Here is a 22,811-nt window from a genome sequence, read left to right on the forward strand (position 1 = left end):
CGCAGAGCTTTAGTCTGGAGAGTGAACAATGGTCAACCGGTGGCGTGTGCTGGAAACCGCACGAGAAATTCGCGCAGGCGCAGTGATTGCCTATCCAACCGAAGCGGTTTGGGGCTTGGGCTGCGACCCGTGGAACGAAGAAGCAGTGGACCGTTTGCTCGCCATCAAGAACCGTTCGGTGGACAAGGGCCTGATCCTGGTGGCGGACAACATCCGCCAGTTCGACTTCCTGTTTGAAGACTTCCCGCAGGATTGGATCGACCGCATGGCCAGCACCTGGCCGGGGCCGAATACTTGGCTGGTACCGCACCAGGATTTGCTGCCGGAATGGGTAACGGGTGTGCACGACACCGTGGCGCTGCGCGTGACGGACCATCCACTGGTGTGCGACTTGTGCTCGCTGGTGGGGCCGTTGATTTCCACCTCGGCCAACCCGCAGGGCCGCCCGGCGGCACGCACGCGGATTCGCGTGGAGCAGTACTTCCGTGGCCAGGTGGACCTGGTGTTGGGTGGCGCCCTGGGTGGGCGCAAGAACCCGAGCCTGATTCGCGATCTGGCGACGGGTGAGGTGGTGCGGCCTGCTTGAGACCGAGGTGTGGCCATCGCGGGCAAGCCCGGCTCCCACACCTGATCCGCGTCTTTCATGACAACGCGGTCAAATGTGGGAGCCGGGCTTGCCCGCGATGAGGCCCTTACAGACTCCAGATATCGGTTGCCTTACGGCAACAGAATGGTCGACCCCGTCGTGCGCCGCCCCGACAACTCCGTCTGCGCCTTCGCCGCTTCCGCCAGCGGGTAGCGCTGGTTGATATCAATGCGCACCTTGCCGCTCTTGATCATCGAGAACAGGTCATCGGCCATCACCTGCAGGTTCTGCGGGTTGTTGGCATAGGTCGCCAAGGTCGGCCGGGTGACGTACAGCGAGCCCTTGGCCGACAGGATCCCCAGGTTCACCCCGTCCACCGCGCCCGACGCATTACCGAAACTTACCACCAGCCCTCGCGGCGCGACGCTGTCCAGCGACGTCAGCCAGGTGTCCTTGCCGACACCGTCATACACTACTGGGACTTTTTTGCCGTCGGTCAACTCCAGCACGCGCTGTGCGACGTCTTCCTTGCTGTAGTCGATGGTTTCCCAGGCGCCGAGGGATTTGGCCAGCGCGGCTTTTTCCGGCGAACTCACGGTACCGATCAGCTTGACGCCCAGGGCCTTGGCCCATTGGCAGGCCAGGGAGCCCACGCCACCTGCGGCGGCATGGAACAGGATGGTTTCGCCGCCTTTGAGTTCATAGGTCTGGCGCAACAGGTATTGCACGGTCAGGCCCTTGAGCATGGCGCCGGCGGCTTGTTCGAAGCTGATGTCGTCGGGCAGGTGCACCAGGTTGGCGGCGGGCAACACATGCAATTGGCTGTAGGCGCCCAGCGGGCCGCTGCCGTAGGCCACGCGGTCGCCGACCTTGAATTGGGTGACTTCGCTACCGACAGCGTCGACTACGCCAGCGCCCTCTGCGCCCAATCCCGATGGCAACGCGGGTGGCGCATACAGGCCGCTGCGGAAATAGGTGTCGATGAAGTTGAGGCCGATCGCCTCGTTGCGCACGCGAACCTGCTGCGGGCCCGGCTCGGCCGGCGTGTAGTCCACATACTCAAGTACATCGGGGCCGCCATGGGCGCTGAACTGGATACGTTTTGCCATCTGCCTTCTCCTTGGGTCGAATTCGCGTAGCCCCCTATCCCACTCCTAAGCTTGATCTTCGTCAACTGCGGCGCAATGGGGTGCAGTGGTATCCTGTGCGCCCATTTGCCGCCGACGCCCAATGGCCTCGCGTAGCTTTGCCCGATTCAAGGTGATGCCATGACTACCCGCACCGAGGCTGTAAAGGCCTACCTGCTTGACCTGCAAGACCGTATTTGCAGCGCCCTGGAAACCTTCGAGACGGACACTCGCTTTATCGAAGACGCCTGGACCCGGCCTGCCGGTGGCGGTGGTCGCACCCGTGTGATCGAAAACGGCTCGGTGATCGAAAAAGGCGGCGTTAACTTTTCCCACGTGTTTGGCAGCGGCCTCCCACCGTCCGCCAGCGCGCATCGGCCTGAACTGGCCGGCCGTGGTTTTGAGGCCCTGGGCGTGTCGCTGGTGATCCACCCACACAATCCTCATGTGCCGACTTCCCACGCCAATGTGCGTTTTTTCATCGCCGAAAAAGAAGGCGAAGAGGCGGTGTGGTGGTTCGGCGGCGGTTTCGACCTCACGCCTTACTACGGCAACGAAGAAGACTGCATCCACTGGCACCGCGTGGCCGAGCAGGCCTGTGCGCCGTTCGGACCGGACGTGTATTCGCGCTACAAGGCCTGGTGCGACACCTACTTCCACATCAAGCACCGCAACGAACCGCGCGGTATCGGCGGTCTGTTCTTCGATGACTTGAACGAGTGGGACTTTGACACCTGCTTCGCCTTCATTCGCGCCATCGGCGACGCGTACATCGACGCTTACCTGCCGATTGTGCAGCGCCGCAAGGCCATCGCCTACACCGAGCAACAGCGCGAATTCCAGGAATTCCGCCGTGGCCGCTACGTAGAATTCAACTTGGTCTATGACCGTGGCACCCTCTTCGGCCTGCAGTCGGGCGGGCGCACCGAGTCGATCCTGATGTCGCTGCCGCCGCAAGTGCGCTGGAGCTATGACTGGAAGGCCCAGGCCGGCAGCGAAGAGGCACGCCTCACCGACTACTTCCTGCAAGACCGCGACTGGCTGGGCGTTGCCACGCCCAAGGCGGCTGTCTGATGGACCGTTATGTCGTCTTCGGCAATCCCATCGGCCACAGTAAGTCACCACTGATCCACCGGATGTTCGCCGAGCAGACGGGCGAGCAACTGGACTACAGCACCTTGCTCGCGCCCTTGGAGGATTTCACCGGCTGCGCCCGTGAGTTTTTTCTACAGGGCCGAGGCGCCAATGTCACAGTGCCGTTCAAGGAAGACGCTTACCGCCTGGCCAACAGCCTCACCGAGCGCGCCCAACGCGCGGGTGCGGTGAACACCCTGAGCAAGCTGGCCGATGGCAGCCTGCTGGGCGACAACACCGACGGCGCCGGCCTGGTGCGCGACCTCACGGTCAATGCCGGGCTGACCCTGCAAGGCAAGCGCATCCTGTTGCTGGGCGCGGGTGGCGCGGTACGTGGCGCGCTGGAGCCGCTGCTGGCCGAGCAGCCGGCCTCGCTGATCATCGCCAACCGCACCGTGGAAAAGGCGGAATTGCTCGCCGAGTTGTTCGACGATCTGGGCCCGGTGTCTGCCAGTGGTTTCGACTGGCTGCGTGAGCCGGTGGACGTGATCATCAACGCCACCTCCGCCAGCCTGTCAGGCGATTTACCGCCGATTGCCGGCAGCCTGATCGAACCAGGCAAGACGTTTTGCTACGACATGATGTACGCCAAGGAGCCGACCGCGTTCTGCCGCTGGGCCAACGAACAAGGCGCAGCCGTGGCGATGGATGGCCTGGGCATGCTGGTTGAGCAAGCGGCGGAAGCGTTCTTCCTGTGGCGCGGCGTGCGCCCGGATTCGGCGCCAGTGTTGGCTGAGCTGCGCCGCCAGTTGATCTGACACTGATCCGAATGTGGGAGGGGGCTTGCCCCCGATGAGGGAGTGTCAGTTGATACATCCATGGCTGACACACCGCTATCGGGGGCAAGCCCCCTCCCACATTGTTGATCGTTTTCAGTCTTGGAACTGGATGGGGCAGTTGTCGGCCCCTTCCAGTTTCCTCAACTCTTCCATCACCTGCGGCCGAGCCCGGCGCAAGGTCAAACTACGTCCCAACCCACGTAGTCGCCGCGCCTCCTGGTGCAGCATCTCCACACCGGAATAGTCGATAAAGTTGATCTGCTGGGCCTCGATCACCACCCGTTCACCCTGCAGGCTCTGCAGGCGCACTTGCAGGTAATGGCTGGCGCCGAAAAAGATCGAGCCGCCCACCCGGAGCACATCCTCATCCCCGTCGCGCCATTGCTGTACCCGTGGTTGCGAGGTGCGCTTGAGGTAGAAAAACAGCGACGCCAGTACCCCGGCATAAATCGCCGTCTGCAGCTCCAGTAGCAAAGTGGCGACGCAGGTAAGGCCCATCACCACAAACTCGGCGCGACTCACACGGAACAACGCTCGAATGCCGCGATGGTCCACCAGGCCCCAGCAAATCAACAGGATGCTTGCGGCCATGCTCGGTATCGGGATGTGCGCAATCAACGCTGCACCGAATAATGCGAACAACGCCACCCACAGAGCGGAAAACACGCCAGCCAACGGCGAGCAGGCGCCTGCTTCGTAGCTGAGGCCGGAGCGCGTAAAGGAACCGGCTGACAGGTAGCCGGAGAAAAATCCGCCCACGATATTGGATAAACCCTGCGCGCGAACCTCTTGGTTGGCATCGAGCAATTGTTGCGAACGGGCCGACAGCGAGCGGGCAATCGACAGGCTGGTCACCAGCCCGAGCATGCCCACCGCCACGGCGCTGGGCAGCAGGCGCAAGATCATGTCCAGGTCCATCGGCAACGGGCTGAACGGCGGCAGCTTGCCAATAAACGAACTGACCAGCGCCACATGCCCGAACATCGCCGGCCACAGCCACGCCACCAAGCTGCCCAGTGCCAGGGCGATCAACAACGTCGGCCAGCGCGGCAGCAGGTATTTGAGCAGCGCGCCCAGCAGTAAAGTGCCCAACCCCAGGGCAAGGGACGCACGGTCCCATTCGCCACTGTGGTGGATCAGTGCCAGCAGGCTATTGATTGCCGTGGCCTGGCTCGGTAGGTCCAGCCCCAACAGGTTGGGCAACTGTCCCAGGGCGATCACCACTGCGGCGCCCAGGGTGAAACCGAGCACCACCGAGTGAGAGACAAAATTCACCAGCGCGCCAAAGCGCAGCATGCCCAGCAGCCACTGGAAGATGCCGGCGAGGAAGGTGAGCAGCAGGATCAGCGTGATGTAGTCCTGGGACCCCGGCACAGCCAGGGGACTGACGCTGGCGTAAAGCACAATGGAAATGGCCGCCGTGGGCCCGCAGATCAGGTGCCAGGAGGAGCCCCAGAGGCAGGCGATCAACACCGGGATGATCGCGGCGTAAAGGCCGTATTCGGGGGGGAGGCCGGCGATCAGCGCGTAGGCAATCGACTGTGGCAGGGCGAGCACGGCGCCACTGAGGCCAACCAGTGCGTCCCGACCGACGCTGGCGCGGGTCTGGCGCGGCAGCCAGGCGAGAAAGGGGAAAAGTGATTGGCGGTTGGGCCGGGGCATGAAAGGCTCGGATTGAAAGGTTTGCATCAGGTTATCAGCACACACCGGTCCCTGTGGGAGCTGGCTTGCCTGCGATGCAGGCGACTCGGTCTGTCAGTAAGACCGAGGTGATCCTATCGCAGGCAAGCCAGCTCCCACACAAGCCAGTTTGAGGCTCAGAGTTTGGCTTTTACAGCGGCCAGCGCATCCTTGCCATCCACGGTCTTCACGCCATCCAGCCACTTATCCAATACCGCCGGGTTGGCCTTGATCCACGCCTTCGCCGCTTCGGCATTGCTGACCTTGTTGTTGGCCACCTCGGCCATGATGCTGTTCTCCATCTCCTGGGTAAAACTCAGGTTGGTCAGCAGCTTTCCTACGTTCGGGCAGGCTTGTGCATAGCCCTTGCGGGTCAAGGTATACACGCTGCCGGTGTCACCAAAGTATTTCTCTCCGCCTTTGAGGTAGTGCATTTTCAACTGCACGTTCATCGGGTGCGGGGTCCAGCCGAGGAAGGTGACGAACTTTTGCTTCTTCACCGCCCGCGACACTTCGGCGAGCATCGCTTGTTCGCTGGACTCGATCAGCTTCCATTGGCCAAGGTCGAAGTCGTTCTTCTTGATGATCTCCTGCAGCGAGATGTTCGCCGGCGCGCCGGAGCCGATGCCGTAGATCTTCTTGTCGAACTTGTCGGCAAATTTGTTCAGGTCGGCAAAGTCATGCACCCCGGCGTCCCACACATAGTCGGGCACGGCGAGGGTGAACTCAGTGCCGTCGAGGTTCTTCGCCAGTTGCACCACATCGCCATTGGCCACGAACTTGTCGTAGAAGCCCTGCTGCGCCGGCATCCAGTTGCCGAGGAACACGTCTACCTGACCGTCCTTGAGCCCGCCAAATGTGATCGGCACCGCGAGGGTGTCGACCTTGGCCTTGTAGCCCATGCCGCTCAACAGGAAACCGGTGATGGCATTGGTGGCGGCGATATCGCTCCAGCCGGGATCGGCCATCTTTACCGTTTCACAACTGGCGTCTGCGTAAACATTGGCGCTTCCCAGCGCCAGGAGCCCCAGCATCACAGTTAACTTTTGCATGGCCTTCCCTCAGTGTTATTGGTTTTGGCAGGGTTGTGGATAACGTGCCTTGCGCTCCAGGTCGTCGAGGTCGATATGGTTGCGCATGTATTGCTGACTGGCGTCCACCAGTGGCTGGTGATCCCAGCTCTTCAGCTTGCCCTGGGTCAGTGCGTCAAACACTAGACGGCGGCGACGTTGGCTGGCGAGCACCTGCTGGTGGATCGCCGGGATGTCCCATTTGGCCCGCGCCTCGTCCAGGAAGGCTGCAAACAGCGCCTGATGCTGCGGCGACTGGCTGAGTTCTTCCTGCTCCCGAGGGTCGTTGTGTACATCGAACAGTAGACAAGGGTCGTCTTCGCTGTAGATGAATTTGTAGGCGCCACGGCGAATCATCATCAGTGGGCTGATGGTGCCTTCAGCCATGTATTCGCCGAACACTTCGTCGTGCCCGCCCTGCCCTTGCAAGTGCGGAACCAGCGAGCGGCCGTCCAGCGGCAGGCGCGGGTCCAACTCGCCGCCGGCCAGTTCCACCAGGGTCGGCAACAGGTCGGCGGTGGACACGGCTTTGCTGACGCGGCCCGCCGCGAATTGCCCTGGCGCACTGATCAGCAGCGGTACGCGGGCGGCCATTTCAAACCAGTGCATTTTGTACCAGAGGCCCCGCTCGCCGAGCATGTCGCCGTGGTCGCCGGAGAAGATGATGAGGGTGTCATCGGCCAGGCCGGTATCTTCCAGGGTCTGCAGCAGCTTGCCGACATTGCTGTCGATGTAGCTGCACGCGCCGAAATAGGCACGGCGTGCGTCGCGGATCTTATCCACAGGCAGCGGCTTGTCCCACAGGTCGTAGACCTTGAGCAGGCGCCGGGAGTGGGGGTCGAGATCGCCTTGCGCAGGGGTCGTCGGCAAAGGGATGTCGGCGTCGTCGTACAGGTCCCAGAACGGCTTGGGAATGGTGTACGGGTCATGGGGGTGGGTCATCGACACGGTCAGGCAAAACGGCTGGTCGCCGTCTTCACGGATATGGTCGAACAGGTATTGCTGGGCCTTGAACACCACCTCTTCGTCGAAATCCAGCTGGTTGGTGCGCACGCATGGCCCGGCTTGCAGCACCGACGACATGTTGTGGTACCAGGAGGGGCGCACGTCCGGCTCGTCCCAGTTCACCGCCCAGCCATAGTCGGCGGGGTAGATGTCACTGGTCAGGCGCTCTTCGTAACCGTGCAGTTGATCGGGGCCGCAGAAGTGCATCTTGCCCGACAGTGCGGTGCGGTAGCCGAGGCGACGCAGGTAGTGGGCGTAGGTTGGCACATCGGCGGGGAAATCGGCGGCGTTGTCGTAGGCGCCAATCTTGCTCGGCAATTGCCCGCTCACTAGGGTGAAGCGCGACGGTGCGCACAGCGGGCTGTTGCAATAGGCGGCATCGAACACAACGCCTTGCGCGGCAAGGCGGCTCAGGTTGGGCAGCTTGATCGGCGAAGGACCGTAGAACGGAAGCAGGGGTGCGGCCATTTGGTCGGCCATGATGAAAAGAATGTTCTTGCGCTTCATGATCTATCGGCATTCCATAGGCGGTGTTTATGCGAATGAGCATGCAGCCCATGGAAAATGGGGTAAAGCCCATGAAAAGCAATGTCTAGGATAAGCACAGCTTATGTATGAAGCCCTCGGTGACCTGTCCCTCGACCTGCTGCGCGCCTTTGAAGCGGCAGCCCGTCATCGCAGCTTTACCGCCGCCGCGATGGAACTGGGCACCACCCAGCCTGCGATCAGCCAGCAGATCAAGCGCTTGGAAGAGCAACTGGCGATCCGTCTGTTTGATCGCATCTACCGTGGCATCGAACTCACCGATGCTGGCGCCCTGCTGTTCGAGCATGTGCAGGGCGGTTTGCAGGCCATCAACGCGGGCCTCAGCGCGATCACCCAGCAAGATCAGCACGAAGTGCTGCAAGTGGCCACCGACTTCGCCTTCGCTGCCTATTGGCTGATGCCGCGCCTGCATCGCTTTCACGCGGCGAACCCCCAGGTGGATGTGAGCCTGGTCACCAGCGAACGCAACCACGCGACCTTGCGCAGCGACATCGACGTAGCGGTGCTGTTTGGCGACGGTCGTTTCAAGCAAGGTGACAGCCTGTGGCTATTCAACGAGGAAGTGTTCCCGGTGTGCAGCCCGCAATGGCTCCAGGCACAGGCCAGCCCACTGTCTGTACAAAATTTGCACGATTTTCCCTTGTTGCACCTGCGTCAGGAAAACAACAGCCAGTGGTTCGACTGGAGCGGCGTATTCCGTGAGCTGGGCATCGCCAGCGCGCCAACGCCCGGCCAACTGCGTTTCGACAACTACACCCTACTCATTCAGGCGGCGATTGCTGGCCAGGGCGTGGCTATCGGCTGGCGGCACCTCGTGGATAACCTGCTGGAACAGGGCTGGTTGTGCCGGCCGGTCAGCGACACGGTGATCTCGCGCTTTGGCTATTACGTGGTGCAACCCCAGCGCAAACGTCGGGGGCAATTGGTCGAGCGTTTCGTTGACTGGCTGGTGGCCGAGCAAGCCAGCAGCGCGCAGTCCTTGACCGGGCTGGCCCTGCCGTCCATTGCGGTCTAGCATCTGGCGCATATTGGATCCGGAGCCCGCTATGCAACGTATCAAGGGCTACCACGCCCATATCTACTTCGACGCACACACGATCGACCAGGCGCGCACCTTGTGCGAAGACGCCGCCAAACTCTTCCCACTGCGCATGGGCCGTGTGCATGAACGCCCGGTGGGCCCGCACCCAGACTGGAGCTGCCAGCTGGCGTTCGAGCCGGAATACATCGGCGTGGTGCTGCCGTGGCTGGTGATCCATCGCAATGGGCTGGTGGTGTTCCTGCACCCCGATACGGGCGATGACCTGAAGGATCACACCGACTATGCGGTCTGGATGGGTGCGATGCGGGAGCTGGACTTGTCAGCCTTTTCCTAAACTGCATCCCTAAATATGGGATCAATATTTATATATTGAGACTTTCTCGCCCATAGGTTTATATTCGCTGCATCCGCTCAGAACTCAGGTGAAGCGATGCAGGCGCAATTGATCGCGCTCGATTGGGGGACCAGCTCCCTTCGTGCTTATAAACTCGGCCCCGCAGGCGTGGTGCTCGAACAGCGCTCGCTGGGGTGGGGCATCATGCATTTGCCCAGCGAGCCGCGGGACATCGCCGGCGTGCGCTGCAGCGATGGCTTCGAGTTGGCGTTCGATGCGGCCTGCGGCGATTGGCTCGACGCCGCGCCAAACCTGCCGGTGATCGCCTGCGGCATGGTCGGCAGCGCCCAGGGCTGGAGCGAAGCGGCCTATCGCAACACCCCGGTCGACGTGGCGAGCCTGGGCCAGGCCCTGCACCGCGTGCGCAGTTTGCGTGGGGTCGATGTGAATATCGTGCCGGGCGTGATTGAGCACGTTGGCTTGCCCAACGTGATGCGCGGCGAAGAAACCCAAGTATTGGGCGTGCTGCAAGGGCTGAGCGCGGATGGGTTGATCGGCCTGCCCGGCAGCCATTCCAAGTGGGTCGAGGTGGTCGAGGGCTGCATCACCCACTTCGACACCTTTATGACCGGCGAGCTGTTCGCGGTGCTGAGCAAGCACAGCATCCTCGGGCGCACCCAGCAACCCAGCGAACGATTCCAGGCCGACGCCTTTGACCGAGGCGTGCAGGTGGCGCTGTCAGAGGACGGCCAGCGCGGTGTGCTGTCGACCCTGTTCAGCGCACGCACCCTGGGACTCACCGGCGAACTCGCTCCTGACCAGCAGCCCGATTACCTCTCGGGCTTGCTCATCGGCCATGAACTCGCCGGTTTGCCCGACAGCGCAAAACACCAGCCGATCGTCCTGGTCGGCGCCGCTCCCCTCTGCGCCCGCTATCAACGCGCCCTCGCCCTTTGCGGCTTTGCCCACGTCAGCCTGGCACAAGAAGCCACCGAGCGTGGCCTGTGGCAACTGGCCGTAGCGGCCGGGCTCACTCAACTTGTATCGGAGGCCTGACATGCTCAAGCAAGCACTCGCGCAAAACGGTTTGATCGCCATTCTGCGTGGCATTCGCCCGGACGAAGCCCAGGCCGTCGGCCAGGTGCTGTACCAGGCCGGGTTTCGTGTAATCGAAGTCCCGCTCAATTCGCCTGACCCTTACACCAGCATCCGCACCCTGCGCGACAGCCTGCCCGCCGATTGCCTGATCGGTGCCGGTACGGTGTTGACGCCTGAGCAAGTCGAGCAGGTGAAGGCAGCCGGTGGTCAGGTAATCGTAATGCCTCACAGCGATGCCAAGGTGTTGCGCGCCGCCAAAGCCGCAGGCCTGTTTCTGTCGCCGGGTGTCGCGACGCCAACCGAAGCCTTCGCCGCACTGGCCGAAGGCGCCGACGTTTTGAAGCTCTTCCCGGCCGAGCAGATGGGCCCGGCGGTGATCAAGGCGTGGCTGGCGGTATTGCCGGCAGGCACTTTGCTGCTGCCGGTGGGTGGCATTACCCCGGACAACATGCAGGTGTTCACCGACGCCGGCGCCAAAGGTTTCGGGCTGGGTTCCGGGTTGTTCAAACCGGGTATGACCGTGGATCAGGTAGCGAGCCGCGCCCAGGCTTATGTCGCCGCCTGGAAAGCCCTGAGCTGACATCAAGTTTCGCGCCCCTGGCGCTGCATCTATAAGAGAGACAAGAGATGAAAATCACCAAACTGACGACCTTTATCGTCCCGCCGCGCTGGTGCTTCCTCAAGGTCGAGACCGACCAGGGTGTGACCGGCTGGGGTGAGCCCGTGGTCGAAGGCCGCGCTCACACCGTGGCGGCTGCCGTTGAAGAACTGTCCGACTACCTGATCGGCAAAGACCCACGCAATATCGAAGACATCTGGACCGTGCTCTATCGCGGCGGCTTTTATCGCGGCGGCGCCGTGCACATGAGCGCCCTCGCTGGTATCGACCAGGCGTTGTGGGACATCAAGGGCAAGGCCCTCGGCGTGTCCGTCAGCGACTTGCTCGGTGGCCAGGTGCGCGACAAGATCCGCGTGTACTCATGGATCGGCGGCGACCGCCCCGCAGACACCGCCCGCGCTGCCAAAGAGGCCGTAGCCCGAGGCTTCACGGCGGTAAAAATGAACGGCACCGAAGAGCTGCAGTTCGTCGACAGCTTCGAAAAGGTCGACCTGGCCCTGGCCAACGTCGCCGCCGTGCGTGATGCGGTCGGACCCAACGTCGGCATCGGCGTCGACTTCCATGGCCGCGTGCACAAGCCCATGGCCAAGGTGCTGATGAAGGAGCTGGACCCCTACAAGCTGATGTTTATCGAAGAGCCGGTGCTCAGCGAAAACTACGAAGCGCTGAAAGAACTGGCACCGCTGACCAGCACCCCGATTGCCCTGGGCGAGCGCCTGTTCTCGCGCTGGGACTTCAAGCGTGTGCTCAGCGAAGGCTATGTCGACATCATCCAGCCCGATGCTTCCCACGCGGGTGGCATCACCGAAACCCGCAAGATCGCCAACATGGCCGAGGCCTATGACGTGGCCCTGGCACTGCACTGCCCGCTGGGTCCGATTGCCCTGGCGGCGTGTTTGCAACTGGATGCGGTCTGCTACAACGCGTTTATCCAAGAGCAAAGCCTGGGCATTCACTATAACGAGAGCAATGACTTGCTCGACTACGTGCGCGATCCGGGCGTGTTCGACTACGACCAAGGCTTCGTGAAGATTCCCAACGGACCGGGCCTGGGCATCGAGATCAACGAAGAATACGTGATCGAACGCGCTGCCATTGGTCACCGCTGGCGCAACCCGATCTGGCGGCATGCCGACGGCAGCTTCGCCGAGTGGTAATAGTCCTCTGAAGGAACGCGGTAAAAAATGTGGGAGCTGGCTTGCCTGCGAAGGCGGTGGGTCAGCTTGCATCGCTGGCACTGATACACGGTCTTCGCAGGCAAGCCAGCTCCCACATTTAGATCCGGTTCCTTCAGTAAGACTTGTCCTCAACAAACATAAGAAGAGGCACCCCCCATGCACCCTGAATCCTTCACCGGGCAGGCATCTTTAGTCACGCCTACCAGAAAGCGTTTCTTCATCATGGTGCTGCTGTTTATCACCGTGGTGATCAACTACCTCGACCGCAGCAACCTGTCCATCGCCGCCCCGGCACTGACCAGCGAACTGGGCATCGACCCAGTGCACGTCGGGCTGATTTTCTCCGCGTTCGGCTGGACCTATGCAGCCATGCAGATCCCTGGCGGCTGGCTGGTGGACCGCGTGCCGCCGCGCATTCTCTATACCGTCGCACTGATCTTGTGGTCCATCGCCACCGTGATGCTCGGCTTCGCTGCCAGCTTTATTGCGTTGTTCGTGCTGCGCATGGCGGTGGGGGCCCTGGAAGCCCCGGCGTATCCGATCAACAGCCGCGTGGTCACCACCTGGTTTCCCGAGCGCGAACGCGCCACGGCGATTGGCTTCTACACCTCCGGGCAGTTTGTCGGGCTGGCATTCCTCACGCCGGTACTGGCCTGGCTGCAACACGCCTTCGGCTGGCACATGGTGTTTGTCGTCACCGGTGGCGTTGGCATCCTGTGGGGGATCATCTGGTACGCGGTGTATCGCGAGCCGAAGGATTTCAAAGGCGCCAACGCCGCTGAAATCGAGCTGATCCGCGAAGGCGGCGGCCTGGTGGACATGCAGGAAAAAACCGCCAAGGCCCCGTTCAGTTGGGTCGACCTGGGGATCGTGCTGAGCAAGCGCAAACTCTGGGGCATCTACCTGGGGCAGTTCTGCCTGAACTCCACGCTGTGGTTTTTCCTGACGTGGTTCCCCACCTACCTGGTGAAATATCGCGGGATGGACTTCATCAAATCCGGCCTGCTGGCATCGTTGCCGTTCCTGGCGGCGTTTGTCGGCGTCCTGTGTTCCGGGATCTTTTCCGACTGGCTGATTCGTCGCGGCGCGTCGGTGGGGTTTGCGCGCAAGTTGCCGATCATTGGCGGGCTGCTGATTTCCACGGCGATCATCGGCGCCAACTATGTCGACTCGACGGCCTGGGTGATTGCGTTCCTGGCGGTGGCGTTCTTTGGCAATGGCCTGGCTTCGATTACCTGGTCGCTGGTGTCGACCCTGGCACCGGCGCGCCTGTTGGGGCTGACCGGTGGGGTGTTCAACTTCATCGGCAACCTGTCGGCGATTGCCACGCCGATTGTGATCGGCTTTTTGGCCAGCGGTGATTCGTTTGCGCCGGCGATTACCTATATCGCGGTGCTGGCCCTGCTCGGGGCGCTTTCCTACGTGTTGCTGGTCGGTAAAGTCGAGCGGATCGAGTTGTAAAAACGGGCGACCTTGCGGTCGCCCTTTTTCATTTCGGCTCAGGGCACCGACATCTCGTTACGGAACACATTCAGCGGGTCCCAGCGCTGCTTGGTGCGGCGCAGGCGGCTTTCAATCATGAGGTCGGGGAAGAAGATCTTGTACCACTGCGGGTTGGGTCCCTTGCTGGGGTCGCCGTCGATAAACAGCATGTCGCGGTCGGGGTAATTGATGTAGCACCCTTCGAACTGGGCATTGACCGGAACGCCGTTGTCATTGGCAAATGCCGCGAAAAACAGTCCCTGGATCCATTGCGCATGGGCTTGATCCGAAGCGCTGCTTTCGTCACGCCAGTAGCATTGTGGTTGCCACTTCAAGTAGGACGAACGCTGTGCAACCGATGATTCCCGCCGCACGGCGGCGCTGGCCTGATTGATTTGCCCACCGAAGGACTGGATCTGGATCAGGCTTTGAGTCAGCCGTTTATCGGGATCGTCCCACGTCAGCGTGTCCCAGATCGCCTGCAGCACAGTGGCGGTGAAAATACCCTTCTGGTAGGCCGACTTATACCGGCCACGCTGGTTGGGCCCTGAGCCGTTGAGTGTCTGCTGGCAATGCAGCCAATCCATTCGACGGGTCGCCGCCAGGGCAGACGTCAGTGAATTGATCGTCGGCCCTGGCGGGTTGCTGCGTGGCAGGTGGGTCGTTGGGGAAGGACTCAGGCATTCGGTGGCAGGAATGCCGATGGCATTGAGCATCGACCTGACAAAGTCTTCAAAGGGCGCTTGATCATTCAACTCGCCCTGCTTGTCCACGTAATGAACATCCATCGTGACGTTGCCAGTGTTCTGATGGCGCATCTCCAGTTTGGTCGCCAGGCCCCAGGTGTCCGGGTTGGCCTGGTTGCGGGCAAACCAGTCCTGATAGGCCGCCAGCAATCTGTCGAGGGCTGGCTTGGTCAGCAGGGACCAGTCCCATTCCAGTACCAGCCACAGTACTTCCTTGGGGGCTTGTGGCAAACGTTCGAAGTAGTAACTGGTGATAATCCCGAACTGCCCGCCGCCTGCGCCGCAGCAGGCGGCGAACAGATCCAGTTCGTCCTGTTGGGCGCTGTTGCGGGCGACATGCACAGGGACCAGGCCGTTGCCCTGGGCGTTCGGCACCAGTATGTCGACGCCGCTCAACCAATCGCACACCAGGCCATCCTTGCGTGACAGCACCCCGTAGCCACCGCCGCAAATATGGCCACCCAGCCCGACCGAATAGCACGAGCCGCCGGGCAGGCTCGTGTTGGCCAGTTTGTACAGCGCCACATAGGCATCCCAGTTCTGGCCGCCCGCTTCCAGGCGGTAGCTGTAGCGATGAGGCGAGGCGGGCACCAGTTGTGAGGTGATCTGCCCCGTGGCGTCGTAGACCACTTGGTTCAGTTGGCTGATATCGATGATCGAGAGCACTTCGTTGGGACTGTCGGGCATCTTGTTCGCGACAAAACCCTCATAGCAGTGGCCACCGCTGCGCACCGTAATCCGGCCATCGGGGATCGCCAACGCCTGGGCGGCGGCGTCGATGATGTCCTGGGGGCTATAACAGAGATAAATCAAGTTGGCGCCGTTCGACGACGATTCACCCTGCACATTGCCCAGCGGCCAGCGCAGGTTGAAACCTTTTTGCAGCGTTGAATGACGACGGTCCGCAGCGGTAATGAGATCAAATGCCATGATGTACTCCAAAGAGCCAAGAATGACTTCTGATGCGGCTAACTTAACGACCGGGAGGGCAAGGAATGCGGGGCTTGCGCAGGCGGTTAGACGGCAATAGGCATGAAGTGCGTTGAGGGAGGACGCAATGTCCACCCTCAAGCCTAGCGGAAAAGGTGAAGGCGCTGGGGGGTTAGTTGAGTACGCCGTCGAGGATCTCGTAGACGATGCCTGTTCCCACTGCGATCAGCACCACATCCGGCCCCGAACGGCGCCACTCATAACCTGGGTACACCGGCAGGCGTGCGAGGGCGCGGTTGTCGAGGCGTTCGCCGTAGTAACCACGGGGCATCGGCTGGCCGCGCACCAGCCGTACGTTGGGTGGCGGTGGCGCGCCACGTGAAAACTGGCCGTGGTTGTCATGGATGATCTGTCGGACCGGGCCGAAGTCCTGGGGTGGGCCGCCGCGACGGTTGTCCTGCGGGCCGCGATGGTCGTCGCCACGTTGTTCGTGCTGGCCTTGCGGGCCGCCACGGTCGGGGCCGCCTTGGTCATACGGCGCGGCCTGCACCAGGGCACTGGCGCCAAGCACCAGCACGCCAAGGCCTGCAATCACGGATTTAGGCATTTTCATCGGGTATTCCTCGGGGCACACAAGCAAAAAAGGGATTTCGAACGAGGTTCGAAATCCCTTGGTCTTGATGTTTAGGCCGTGCCCGAGCGGGTTGATTCCTCTGTATCAGGAACTTTACCTACTGCTTACGGGGCGCTTACTTACGAGCGTTACGCACACCTTCCGACAGCGCTGCACACAAGCCCAACACGCCATCGATGGCTTGCTGGTCGTTGCTGGCGTTGGCGATGTGATCGATCAGCGCCGAACCCACCACCACACCGTCGGCCAGGCGGGCAATGGCCGCTGCTTGTTCCGGTGTACGGATACCAAAACCGATGCTGATCGGCAGGTCGGTGTGGCGACGCAGGCGGGTCACGGCCTCTTCCACGTGCTCCAGTGTCGCGGCACCGGCGCCGGTCACGCCGGCCACTGACACGTAGTACACAAAACCGGAGCTGCCATTCAGCACTGTCGGCAAGCGCACATCGTCAGTGGTCGGCGTGGTCAGGCGGATAAAGTCGATGCCAGCGGCCTGGGCCGGGTCGCACAGCTCGCCGTTATGCTCGGGCGGCATGTCGACCACGATCAGGCCGTCCACGCCGGCTTCCTTGGCGTCGGCGATGAACTGCGGCACGCCGTATTTGTGGATCGGGTTGAAGTAGCCCATCAACACCAGCGGCGTGTCGTTGTTGTCTTGGCGGAACTCGCGGACCATCTGCAGGGTTTTCAGCAGGTTCTGCTTGGCTTCCAGCGCGCGGATGTTGGCCAGTTGGATGGCCGGGCCGTCCGCCATTGGATCGGTGAAGGGCATGCCCAACTCGATCACGTCGGCGCCAGCGGCTGGCAAGCCCTTGAGGATCGCCAGGGAGGTGTCATAACCCGGGTCGCCGGCGGTGACGAAGGTCACCAGGGCGGCGCGGTTTTGTTCTTTAAGCTGTGCGAAGCGGGTTTGCAGGCGGCTCATCAGTGTTTCTCCTGCTTGGCGGTTTCCATGTGGTGCATCACGGTCTGCATGTCTTTGTCGCCACGGCCAGACAGGTTAACCACCATCAGGTGATCCTTCGGCAGGGTCGGTGCGCGTTTGAACACTTCGGCCAGGGCGTGGGCGCTTTCCAGGGCAGGAATGATGCCTTCCAGGCGGCAGCATTTGTGGAAGGCGTCCAAGGCTTCGTCGTCGGTCACCGAGGTGTACTGGACGCGCCCGATGTCATGCAACCACGCGTGTTCCGGGCCGATGCCGGGGTAATCCAGGCCAGCAGAGATGGAGTGGGCGTCGATGATCTGGCCATCGTCGTCCTGCAGCAGGAAGGTACGGTTGCCGTGCAGTACGCCGGGTACCCCGCCGTTGAGGCTGGCGGCGTGCTTGCCGGTCTCGATGCCGTGGCCGGCGGCTTCCACGCCGATGATCTCGACGCTGGTGTCATCCAGGAATGGGTGGAACAGGCCCATGGCGTTGGAGCCACCGCCGATGCACGCCACCAGGCTGTCCGGCAGGCGGCCTTCCTGGGCTTGCAACTGGTCGCGGGTTTCCTTGCCGATCACGGCCTGGAAGTCGCGCACCATCGCAGGGTACGGGTGCGGGCCGGCCACGGTGCCGATCAGGTAGAAGGTGCTGTCGACGTTGGTCACCCAGTCACGCAGGGCTTCGTTCATCGCGTCTTTCAGGGTGCCGGTGCCGGCCACCACCGGGATCACTTCAGCGCCCAGCAGCTTCATGCGGAACACGTTGGCCTGCTGGCGCTCGATGTCGGTGGTGCCCATGTAGATCACGCATTGCAGGCCGAAGCGTGCAGCCACGGTGGCAGTGGCTACGCCGTGCATGCCGGCGCCGGTCTCGGCGATGATGCGTTTCTTGCCCATGCGCCGGGCCAGCAGGATCTGGCCGATGCAGTTGTTGATCTTGTGCGCGCCGGTGTGGTTCAGCTCTTCGCGCTTGAGGTAGATCTTGGCGCCGCCGCAGAACTCGGTCAGGCGCTCGGCGAAATACAGCGGGCTTGGACGACCAACATAATCGCGTTGGAAGTAGGCCAATTCTTCTTTGAATGCAGGATCTTCCTTGGCCGCTTCGTATTCGCGGGCCAGGTCGAGGATCAACGGCATCAGGGTTTCAGCGACGTAGCGGCCGCCGAACGCGCCAAACAGGCCGTTGGCGTCAGGGCCGTTGCGCAGATCGGTCTGGGACTGAGTCATGGGGCGCTCCAGGAAATAATTCGTGTGAGAGGCAATGACGGCCACTCTACCCCTCACATGCGGTGCTGAAAACCGATAAGATCGCCGAAACCTGTCAGGAAAACTCACAGATGAGCCGAGACCTTCCTCCCCTCAATGCCTTGCGCGCTTTTGAAGCCACCGCGCGGCTGAACAGCGTCAGCCAGGCCGCCGAGCAGTTGCACGTGACCCACGGCGCCGTCAGCCGACAGTTGAAGGTGCTGGAGGAGCACTTGGGGGTGAGTTTGTTCGTCAAGGATGGACGCGGCCTTAAACTCACAGATTCCGGTGTTCGCCTGCGCGATGCCAGTGCCGAAGCGTTCGAGCGGTTGCGGGATGTGTGTGCAGAGCTGACCCAGGCCGGTGCCGATGCACCTTTCGTGCTTGGCTGTTCGGGCAGTTTGCTGGCGCGTTGGTTGATCCCGCGCCTGGGCCGTTTGAACGCGGACCTGCCGGACCTGCGCCTGCACCTGTCGGCGGGTGACGGTGATCTCGATCCTCGCCGTCCAGGACTGGATGCCCTGCTGGTGTTTGCCGAGCCACCCTGGCCCGCGGACATGCAGGTGTATGAATTGGCCAGTGAACGCATCGGCCCGGTGATGAGCCCACGGTTTGCCGGCTACGAGCGCTTGCGCCAGGCACCCGCCCAGGCCTTGTGTGATGAAGCGTTGTTACATACCACGTCTCGCCCGCAAGCCTGGCCCAGTTGGGCGCAGCAACACGGCATCGCGCCCGACGCGTTGAAACACGGCCAGGGGTTCGAGCATTTGTATTATTTGCTGGAGGCAGCGGTAGCAGGATTGGGTGTAGCGATTGCGCCGGAACCGCTGGTGGCAGAGGACCTGCGCGCGGGTCGCCTGGTGGCGCCGTGGGGTTTCAGCAAAACCCCGGCGCACCTGGCGTTGTGGCTACCCAAGCGCGCCGCAGACGGGCGCGCCGGGCAACTGGCGCAGTGGCTCAAGGCTGAGCTGTTGCGCCAGCCTGGCCGGTAAAACTATCAGTCACCGCGTTTGCACAGCAGGTAGGCTGCCAGCAGGCCCAGTGCACCGACAGCGACGCCGGCTGTGGTCCATGGGTGCTCTTGTGCGTAATCGCGGGTTGCAACACCGGTTTCGCGGATTTTGACTTTGCTTTCTTCGTAGGCATCGCTGATCAGATGACGGGAGTGCTTGAGGGCATTCTCGGCATTGCTTTTCAGGGCCTTCAGCGTTTTGCGCGACTCGTCGGACGCATCGTCCTTGAGGCTCTCAAGGGACTTGAGCAGGCTCGAAATCTCGGCTTCCATGCTTTCCAGCGACGCTTTGCGTAAAGAAGTGTTGGCCATGTGGACTCTCCTGAAATGATTGAGTGGCGTGTGTAGATACCGACTGCGGCCGTTTCAGAAAGTGCAGTAAATCTGAACTTTCGGGTAGGAATGGTCGCCAGAAGCAGTACGAACATTGACTGCTACGCTTGCTTAACGACCCTTAGGAGAATTGCCATGAGTGATCATCACACCTACAAGAAAGTCGAATTGGTCGGCTCGTCCGCCACCAGCATTGAAGACGCGATCAACAATGCCTTGGCCGAAGCCAACAAAAGCATCAAGCACCTGGAATGGTTCGAGGTGACTGAAACCCGTGGTCACATCAAGGACGGCAAGGCGGCGCACTTCCAAGTCACCCTCAAAGTGGGGTTCCGTATTGCCAGTAGTTGATCACCTCGGTTGAACTTGCCGACTGGCCGATTGCCATAACCTGCGCTACAACCAATGGGTGCCGACGCCACGCGCGTCGGCACGCTCTATTAGATCAGCGCAAGGAAAGTAACGGATGAAGAAGTTCCTGTTAGCGGTAGGTTTGTTGAGCATTGCAGGCACAGCCCTGGCGGCGGGCAAGCCTTGTGAAGAGCTGAAAAGCGAAATTGCAGCGAAAATCGACGCCAAGGGCGCTTCGGGTTATTCGCTGGAAGTGGTGGAAAAAGGCGCTGCGCCGAGCGATCACACAGTGGTCGGCAGCTGCGAAGGTGGTACCAAGGAAATTGCCTACAAGCGCGGTTAATCCCGTGTTGCAGACATAAAAAACCGACGCAAGTGCGTCGGTTTTTTTTCGCCTGAAGTTTTTAGCCCTTCATCAACTGCGCCAGTAACTCGTAGGAATGAATCCGGTCGGCGTGTTCGTACAGGTCGCAGGTAAAGATCAGCTCATCAGCGCCGGTCTGCTCGATCAGCACTTCCAGTTTGGCGCGGATCTTCGCCGGGCTACCGACCATGGCCAGGCCGAGGAAGCTACCCACTGCGTCTTTTTCATGGGGCAGCCACAGGCCGTCCATGGTTTTGACCGGTGGGCGCTGCACCAGGCTTTGCCCGCGCATCAGCGCCAGAATGCGTTGATACACGGAGGTGGCCAGGTAGTCGGCCTGCTCATCGGTGTCCGCCGCCACCAACGGAATGCCGAGCATCACGTAGGGTTTGTCCAGCACTGCTGAAGGCTTGAAGTGGTTGCGGTACACGCGAATCGCCTCATGCATCAGGCGGGGTGCGAAGTGCGAAGCGAAGGCGTAGGGCAAGCCGCGCTCGCCAGCCAGCTGTGCGCTGAACAGACTGGAGCCCAGCAGCCACACGGGCACATTGGTGCCGGTACCCGGTACGGCAATGATCCGTTGATCGGGCGTGCGTGGGCCGAGGTAGGCCATCAACTCGGCGACATCTTCCGGGAATTCATCGGCGCTGCCGGAGCGCTCACGGCGCAGGGCGCGGGCGGTCATTTGGTCAGAGCCGGGCGCACGGCCCAGGCCCAGGTCGATACGGCCAGGGTAGAGACTCTCCAGGGTGCCGAACTGCTCGGCGATCACCAGGGGCGCGTGGTTGGGCAGCATCACGCCGCCGGAACCGACGCGAATGGTCGAAGTGCCACCGGCCAGGTATCCCAGCAGCACCGAGGTCGCGGAGCTGGCGATGCCGTCCATGTTGTGGTGTTCGGCCACCCAGAAACGGTTGTAGCCGAACTTTTCCACATGTTGGGCCAGGTCCAGGGAATTGCGCAGCGACTGCGCCGGGCTGCCATTGGCCCGCACGGGCACCAGGTCGAGGGTCGAGAACTTTACGTCGGACAGCGATTTCATAAGCCTGCTTCTCCAAGGGGGCCGCAGGCTTTATAGACGAACCAAAACCTGCCGCTTCATGTGCATACCTATGCAATGAGGGCATATACCCGAGATTCAATAGCACGCTAGGAAAATTCCTACTGTATTGCTAGGTTTCTCCGACAGGATGAACTTTGCCAGTCCGACTACTCTCAGAACCCTTACTGACGCAAAACCACCGTTCGAGGAGACCGCTATGAGTATCGTGAAAAAAGCATCCGCGCATTGGGAAGGTGACCTGAAGACTGGTCTGGGTTCCATTTCCACGGAAACCGGCGTGCTACGTGAAGCGCCCTACGGCTTCAAGGCGCGTTTCGAGGGTGGCAAGGGCACCAACCCGGAAGAACTGATCGGGGCGGCCCACGCCGGCTGTTTCTCCATGGCCTTCTCCATGATTCTCGGCGATGCCGGGCTCAAGGCTGACAGCATCGACACCCAGGCCGAAGTGACCCTGGACCAGGTCGACGGTGGTTTTGCGATCACCGCCGTGCACTTGATCCTCAAGGCCAAGATTCCGGGCGCAAGCCAGGCGCAGTTCGATGAGTTGAGCAAAAAGGCCAAGGAAGGGTGCCCGGTGTCCAAGGTGCTGAATGCAAAAATCAGCCTGGATGCCACGCTCGTAAACTGACACCGCTAAACCTGTAGCAGCCGGTTTCTGTGGGAGCTGGCTTGCCTGCGAAAGCATCACCTCGGAGTCACTGCGAAGCCGAGGCAACTGCATCGCGGGCAAGCGCGGCTCCCACAGAGGTCGTTCCGACATTTAGTTATGCGTTAAATCAGAACTCGTGTTTCACCGATGTGGTCCTATAGCCTATGCAGCCTTAGCCGCACACCCGTGCGCAATGCATTTAGGGAGCTTCAAACATGAAACGTTTTGCCTTGGCGATCATCTGCGGTGTATTGGCCACATCGGCTGTGGCCGCACCAAAAGACTGCGAAGAGCTCAGGAAAGAGATCGAGGTCAAGATCCAGGCTAATGCGGTTCCGTCCTACACCCTGGAGATCGTCAGCAAGGAAGAAGCCGACAAGCACGACAGCGCCATGGTTGTCGGCAGCTGTGAGAATGGCACCAAGGCCATCGTCTACCAGAAGAACAACGACTGATCAGATGCAGTTGACGCTGCGTTCCTCCGCGAGCAACTGACGCGCCGAGTCATACAACCGGATATTGGGTGTGAAGGCCAACGAGCGCCCTTCCAGCACATAGCGCTGGCCGGCCTGGAAGTGGTCGTATTGCAGGGTCATGAAGCAGGTGCGGTACATCATCTGGCTCAGCCCACCCAAACCGCCACCCGCCGGGACTTCAAAGTCGAAGCGCACCATCAATTCGTGATGGCCGGGCGGAAATTGGAAGAAACGTCCGTCATCCAGGTTCTTGCCGTCCAGACGCTGCGCCATCACCAGCTTGGAGCCCGGCGTTGGCGTGGTGAAATCGACCCAGGCTTGCTGCGGATCCGCCGGTGGAACGGGGGTAGTCGTGCAGGCACTGAGGAACAAGGCGGCGACGGGAAACAAGAGCTGACGCATGG

Annotated in this window: 25 protein-coding genes; 14 read left to right on the forward strand and 11 right to left on the reverse strand. The window is 61.4% G+C overall.

Annotated elements, in window-relative coordinates:
* The first annotated feature begins 28 nt into the window (after nucleotides 1–28).
* Nucleotides 29–586, forward strand: coding sequence for an L-threonylcarbamoyladenylate synthase type 1 TsaC (tsaC, locus tag KUA23_RS00105; RefSeq protein WP_252993270.1), 558 nt, complete (start codon nucleotides 29–31; stop codon nucleotides 584–586).
* 131 nt (nucleotides 587–717) lie between these two features.
* On the opposite strand, the gene KUA23_RS00110 is transcribed toward tsaC, so the two are convergent.
* Nucleotides 718–1,695 carry a quinone oxidoreductase family protein gene (locus KUA23_RS00110; protein WP_078046210.1) on the reverse strand — a complete coding sequence of 326 codons (978 nt, stop codon included), beginning with the start codon at nucleotides 1,693–1,695 and terminating at the stop codon, nucleotides 718–720.
* 159 nt (nucleotides 1,696–1,854) lie between these two features.
* Between KUA23_RS00110 and hemF the strand changes: the two genes are divergently transcribed.
* The gene (hemF, locus tag KUA23_RS00115) at nucleotides 1,855–2,787 is read left to right on the forward strand and encodes an oxygen-dependent coproporphyrinogen oxidase (RefSeq protein ID WP_078046211.1); all 933 of its coding nucleotides are present in this window, start codon (nucleotides 1,855–1,857) and stop codon (nucleotides 2,785–2,787) included.
* Nucleotides 2,787–3,605 (forward strand): shikimate dehydrogenase, encoded by an 819-nt coding sequence (gene aroE, locus KUA23_RS00120; RefSeq protein ID WP_252993271.1) that lies wholly within the window; start codon nucleotides 2,787–2,789, stop codon nucleotides 3,603–3,605. The genes hemF and aroE overlap by 1 nt, the downstream gene beginning before the upstream one ends.
* A 114-nt stretch (nucleotides 3,606–3,719) precedes the next feature.
* On the opposite strand, the gene KUA23_RS00125 is transcribed toward aroE, so the two are convergent.
* From KUA23_RS00125 to betC, 3 genes are all read right to left on the reverse strand, one after another.
* Nucleotides 3,720–5,288, reverse strand: a complete 1,569-nt coding sequence (locus KUA23_RS00125; RefSeq protein ID WP_099493340.1) for a SulP family inorganic anion transporter — start codon at nucleotides 5,286–5,288, stop codon at nucleotides 3,720–3,722.
* A 155-nt stretch (nucleotides 5,289–5,443) separates the two neighbouring features.
* Nucleotides 5,444–6,358, reverse strand: coding sequence for a choline ABC transporter substrate-binding protein (gene choX, locus KUA23_RS00130; protein ID WP_078046213.1), 915 nt, complete (start codon nucleotides 6,356–6,358; stop codon nucleotides 5,444–5,446).
* Nucleotides 6,359–6,373: 15 nt separating this feature from the next.
* Entirely contained in the window at nucleotides 6,374–7,888 is a 1,515-nt protein-coding gene (betC, locus tag KUA23_RS00135) for a choline-sulfatase (RefSeq protein ID WP_078046214.1), read from the reverse strand.
* Between the two features lie 103 nt (nucleotides 7,889–7,991).
* On the opposite strand from betC, the gene KUA23_RS00140 reads away from it, so the two are divergent.
* The 6 genes from KUA23_RS00140 (at nucleotide 7,992) to KUA23_RS00165 (ending at nucleotide 13,659) form a co-directional block, all read left to right on the forward strand.
* Nucleotides 7,992–8,942, forward strand: a complete 951-nt coding sequence (locus KUA23_RS00140; protein WP_100491826.1) for a choline sulfate utilization transcriptional regulator — start codon at nucleotides 7,992–7,994, stop codon at nucleotides 8,940–8,942.
* Between the two features lie 31 nt (nucleotides 8,943–8,973).
* Complete coding sequence (locus KUA23_RS00145) at nucleotides 8,974–9,303, forward strand: DOPA 4,5-dioxygenase family protein (RefSeq protein ID WP_078046216.1); 330 nt, start codon at nucleotides 8,974–8,976, stop codon at nucleotides 9,301–9,303.
* Nucleotides 9,304–9,399: 96 nt separating this feature from the next.
* Nucleotides 9,400–10,359, forward strand: a complete 960-nt coding sequence (locus KUA23_RS00150) for a 2-dehydro-3-deoxygalactonokinase (protein WP_078046217.1) — start codon at nucleotides 9,400–9,402, stop codon at nucleotides 10,357–10,359.
* Between the two features lies 1 nt (nucleotide 10,360).
* The gene (locus KUA23_RS00155; protein ID WP_214497106.1) at nucleotides 10,361–10,981 is read left to right on the forward strand and encodes a 2-dehydro-3-deoxy-6-phosphogalactonate aldolase; all 621 of its coding nucleotides are present in this window, start codon (nucleotides 10,361–10,363) and stop codon (nucleotides 10,979–10,981) included.
* 47 nt (nucleotides 10,982–11,028) lie between these two features.
* A complete protein-coding gene (gene dgoD, locus KUA23_RS00160) occupies nucleotides 11,029–12,177 on the forward strand; it encodes a galactonate dehydratase (protein WP_003170741.1) in 1,149 nt (382 codons plus the stop codon).
* 177 nt (nucleotides 12,178–12,354) lie between these two features.
* Nucleotides 12,355–13,659, forward strand: a complete 1,305-nt coding sequence (locus KUA23_RS00165; RefSeq protein WP_078046219.1) for an MFS transporter — start codon at nucleotides 12,355–12,357, stop codon at nucleotides 13,657–13,659.
* A 38-nt stretch (nucleotides 13,660–13,697) separates the two neighbouring features.
* On the opposite strand, the gene KUA23_RS00170 is transcribed toward KUA23_RS00165, so the two are convergent.
* The 4 genes from KUA23_RS00170 to trpB form a co-directional block, all read right to left on the reverse strand.
* Entirely contained in the window at nucleotides 13,698–15,356 is a 1,659-nt protein-coding gene (locus KUA23_RS00170; protein WP_252993272.1) for a BBE domain-containing protein, read from the reverse strand.
* Nucleotides 15,357–15,528: 172 nt separating this feature from the next.
* Nucleotides 15,529–15,969 carry an anti-virulence regulator CigR family protein gene (locus KUA23_RS00175; protein ID WP_078046221.1) on the reverse strand — a complete coding sequence of 147 codons (441 nt, stop codon included), beginning with the start codon at nucleotides 15,967–15,969 and terminating at the stop codon, nucleotides 15,529–15,531.
* Nucleotides 15,970–16,105: 136 nt separating this feature from the next.
* Nucleotides 16,106–16,915: a tryptophan synthase subunit alpha gene (gene trpA / locus KUA23_RS00180; protein WP_252993273.1), complete on the reverse strand. Its 810-nt coding sequence runs from the start codon at nucleotides 16,913–16,915 to the stop codon at nucleotides 16,106–16,108.
* Entirely contained in the window at nucleotides 16,915–18,141 is a 1,227-nt protein-coding gene (gene trpB / locus KUA23_RS00185; protein WP_078046223.1) for a tryptophan synthase subunit beta, read from the reverse strand. The genes trpA and trpB overlap by 1 nt, the downstream gene beginning before the upstream one ends.
* Nucleotides 18,142–18,251: 110 nt before the next feature.
* Between trpB and KUA23_RS00190 the strand changes: the two genes are divergently transcribed.
* A complete protein-coding gene (locus KUA23_RS00190; RefSeq protein WP_078046224.1) occupies nucleotides 18,252–19,151 on the forward strand; it encodes a LysR family transcriptional regulator in 900 nt (299 codons plus the stop codon).
* Nucleotides 19,152–19,156: 5 nt separating this feature from the next.
* Here KUA23_RS00190 and KUA23_RS00195 read toward each other — a convergent pair whose 3' ends face one another.
* Nucleotides 19,157–19,483, reverse strand: a complete 327-nt coding sequence (locus tag KUA23_RS00195; RefSeq protein ID WP_003170746.1) for an ElaB/YgaM/YqjD family protein — start codon at nucleotides 19,481–19,483, stop codon at nucleotides 19,157–19,159.
* A gap of 156 nt (nucleotides 19,484–19,639) precedes the next feature.
* Between KUA23_RS00195 and KUA23_RS00200 the strand changes: the two genes are divergently transcribed.
* A complete protein-coding gene (locus KUA23_RS00200; protein WP_003187305.1) occupies nucleotides 19,640–19,855 on the forward strand; it encodes a dodecin in 216 nt (71 codons plus the stop codon).
* Nucleotides 19,856–19,970: 115 nt separating this feature from the next.
* Nucleotides 19,971–20,198: a DUF1161 domain-containing protein gene (locus KUA23_RS00205; protein WP_078046225.1), complete on the forward strand. Its 228-nt coding sequence runs from the start codon at nucleotides 19,971–19,973 to the stop codon at nucleotides 20,196–20,198.
* A 61-nt stretch (nucleotides 20,199–20,259) separates the two neighbouring features.
* On the opposite strand, the gene KUA23_RS00210 is transcribed toward KUA23_RS00205, so the two are convergent.
* The gene (locus tag KUA23_RS00210; RefSeq protein ID WP_099493303.1) at nucleotides 20,260–21,261 is read right to left on the reverse strand and encodes an LLM class flavin-dependent oxidoreductase; all 1,002 of its coding nucleotides are present in this window, start codon (nucleotides 21,259–21,261) and stop codon (nucleotides 20,260–20,262) included.
* Nucleotides 21,262–21,478: 217 nt separating this feature from the next.
* On the opposite strand from KUA23_RS00210, the gene KUA23_RS00215 reads away from it, so the two are divergent.
* Together KUA23_RS00215 and KUA23_RS00220 are read left to right on the forward strand one after the other, a co-directional pair.
* A complete protein-coding gene (locus tag KUA23_RS00215; RefSeq protein WP_010207768.1) occupies nucleotides 21,479–21,910 on the forward strand; it encodes an OsmC family protein in 432 nt (143 codons plus the stop codon).
* 236 nt (nucleotides 21,911–22,146) lie between these two features.
* Nucleotides 22,147–22,386: a DUF1161 domain-containing protein gene (locus tag KUA23_RS00220; RefSeq protein WP_010207769.1), complete on the forward strand. Its 240-nt coding sequence runs from the start codon at nucleotides 22,147–22,149 to the stop codon at nucleotides 22,384–22,386.
* On the opposite strand, the gene KUA23_RS00225 is transcribed toward KUA23_RS00220, so the two are convergent.
* Nucleotides 22,387–22,809: a PA0061/PA0062 family lipoprotein gene (locus tag KUA23_RS00225; protein WP_252993274.1), complete on the reverse strand. Its 423-nt coding sequence runs from the start codon at nucleotides 22,807–22,809 to the stop codon at nucleotides 22,387–22,389.
* Nucleotides 22,810–22,811 lie beyond the last annotated feature (2 nt).

Origin of the sequence: Pseudomonas pergaminensis (genome assembly GCF_024112395.2) — a bacterium.
Lineage (GTDB): Bacteria > Pseudomonadota > Gammaproteobacteria > Pseudomonadales > Pseudomonadaceae > Aquipseudomonas > Aquipseudomonas pergaminensis.

Coding starts and splice junctions, on each gene's coding strand:
- tsaC (WP_252993270.1), top strand. CDS start 29: ATGGTCAACCGGTGGCGTGTGCTGGAAACCGCACGAGAAATTCGCGCA.
- KUA23_RS00110 (WP_078046210.1), bottom strand. CDS start 1,695: ATGGCAAAACGTATCCAGTTCAGCGCCCATGGCGGCCCCGATGTACTT.
- hemF (WP_078046211.1), top strand. CDS start 1,855: ATGACTACCCGCACCGAGGCTGTAAAGGCCTACCTGCTTGACCTGCAA.
- aroE (WP_252993271.1), top strand. CDS start 2,787: ATGGACCGTTATGTCGTCTTCGGCAATCCCATCGGCCACAGTAAGTCA.
- KUA23_RS00125 (WP_099493340.1), bottom strand. CDS start 5,288: ATGCCCCGGCCCAACCGCCAATCACTTTTCCCCTTTCTCGCCTGGCTG.
- choX (WP_078046213.1), bottom strand. CDS start 6,358: ATGCAAAAGTTAACTGTGATGCTGGGGCTCCTGGCGCTGGGAAGCGCC.
- betC (WP_078046214.1), bottom strand. CDS start 7,888: ATGAAGCGCAAGAACATTCTTTTCATCATGGCCGACCAAATGGCCGCA.
- KUA23_RS00140 (WP_100491826.1), top strand. CDS start 7,992: ATGTATGAAGCCCTCGGTGACCTGTCCCTCGACCTGCTGCGCGCCTTT.
- KUA23_RS00145 (WP_078046216.1), top strand. CDS start 8,974: ATGCAACGTATCAAGGGCTACCACGCCCATATCTACTTCGACGCACAC.
- KUA23_RS00150 (WP_078046217.1), top strand. CDS start 9,400: ATGCAGGCGCAATTGATCGCGCTCGATTGGGGGACCAGCTCCCTTCGT.
- KUA23_RS00155 (WP_214497106.1), top strand. CDS start 10,361: ATGCTCAAGCAAGCACTCGCGCAAAACGGTTTGATCGCCATTCTGCGT.
- dgoD (WP_003170741.1), top strand. CDS start 11,029: ATGAAAATCACCAAACTGACGACCTTTATCGTCCCGCCGCGCTGGTGC.
- KUA23_RS00165 (WP_078046219.1), top strand. CDS start 12,355: ATGCACCCTGAATCCTTCACCGGGCAGGCATCTTTAGTCACGCCTACC.
- KUA23_RS00170 (WP_252993272.1), bottom strand. CDS start 15,356: ATGGCATTTGATCTCATTACCGCTGCGGACCGTCGTCATTCAACGCTG.
- KUA23_RS00175 (WP_078046221.1), bottom strand. CDS start 15,969: ATGAAAATGCCTAAATCCGTGATTGCAGGCCTTGGCGTGCTGGTGCTT.
- trpA (WP_252993273.1), bottom strand. CDS start 16,915: ATGAGCCGCCTGCAAACCCGCTTCGCACAGCTTAAAGAACAAAACCGC.
- trpB (WP_078046223.1), bottom strand. CDS start 18,141: ATGACTCAGTCCCAGACCGATCTGCGCAACGGCCCTGACGCCAACGGC.
- KUA23_RS00190 (WP_078046224.1), top strand. CDS start 18,252: ATGAGCCGAGACCTTCCTCCCCTCAATGCCTTGCGCGCTTTTGAAGCC.
- KUA23_RS00195 (WP_003170746.1), bottom strand. CDS start 19,483: ATGGCCAACACTTCTTTACGCAAAGCGTCGCTGGAAAGCATGGAAGCC.
- KUA23_RS00200 (WP_003187305.1), top strand. CDS start 19,640: ATGAGTGATCATCACACCTACAAGAAAGTCGAATTGGTCGGCTCGTCC.
- KUA23_RS00205 (WP_078046225.1), top strand. CDS start 19,971: ATGAAGAAGTTCCTGTTAGCGGTAGGTTTGTTGAGCATTGCAGGCACA.
- KUA23_RS00210 (WP_099493303.1), bottom strand. CDS start 21,261: ATGAAATCGCTGTCCGACGTAAAGTTCTCGACCCTCGACCTGGTGCCC.
- KUA23_RS00215 (WP_010207768.1), top strand. CDS start 21,479: ATGAGTATCGTGAAAAAAGCATCCGCGCATTGGGAAGGTGACCTGAAG.
- KUA23_RS00220 (WP_010207769.1), top strand. CDS start 22,147: ATGAAACGTTTTGCCTTGGCGATCATCTGCGGTGTATTGGCCACATCG.
- KUA23_RS00225 (WP_252993274.1), bottom strand. CDS start 22,809: ATGCGTCAGCTCTTGTTTCCCGTCGCCGCCTTGTTCCTCAGTGCCTGC.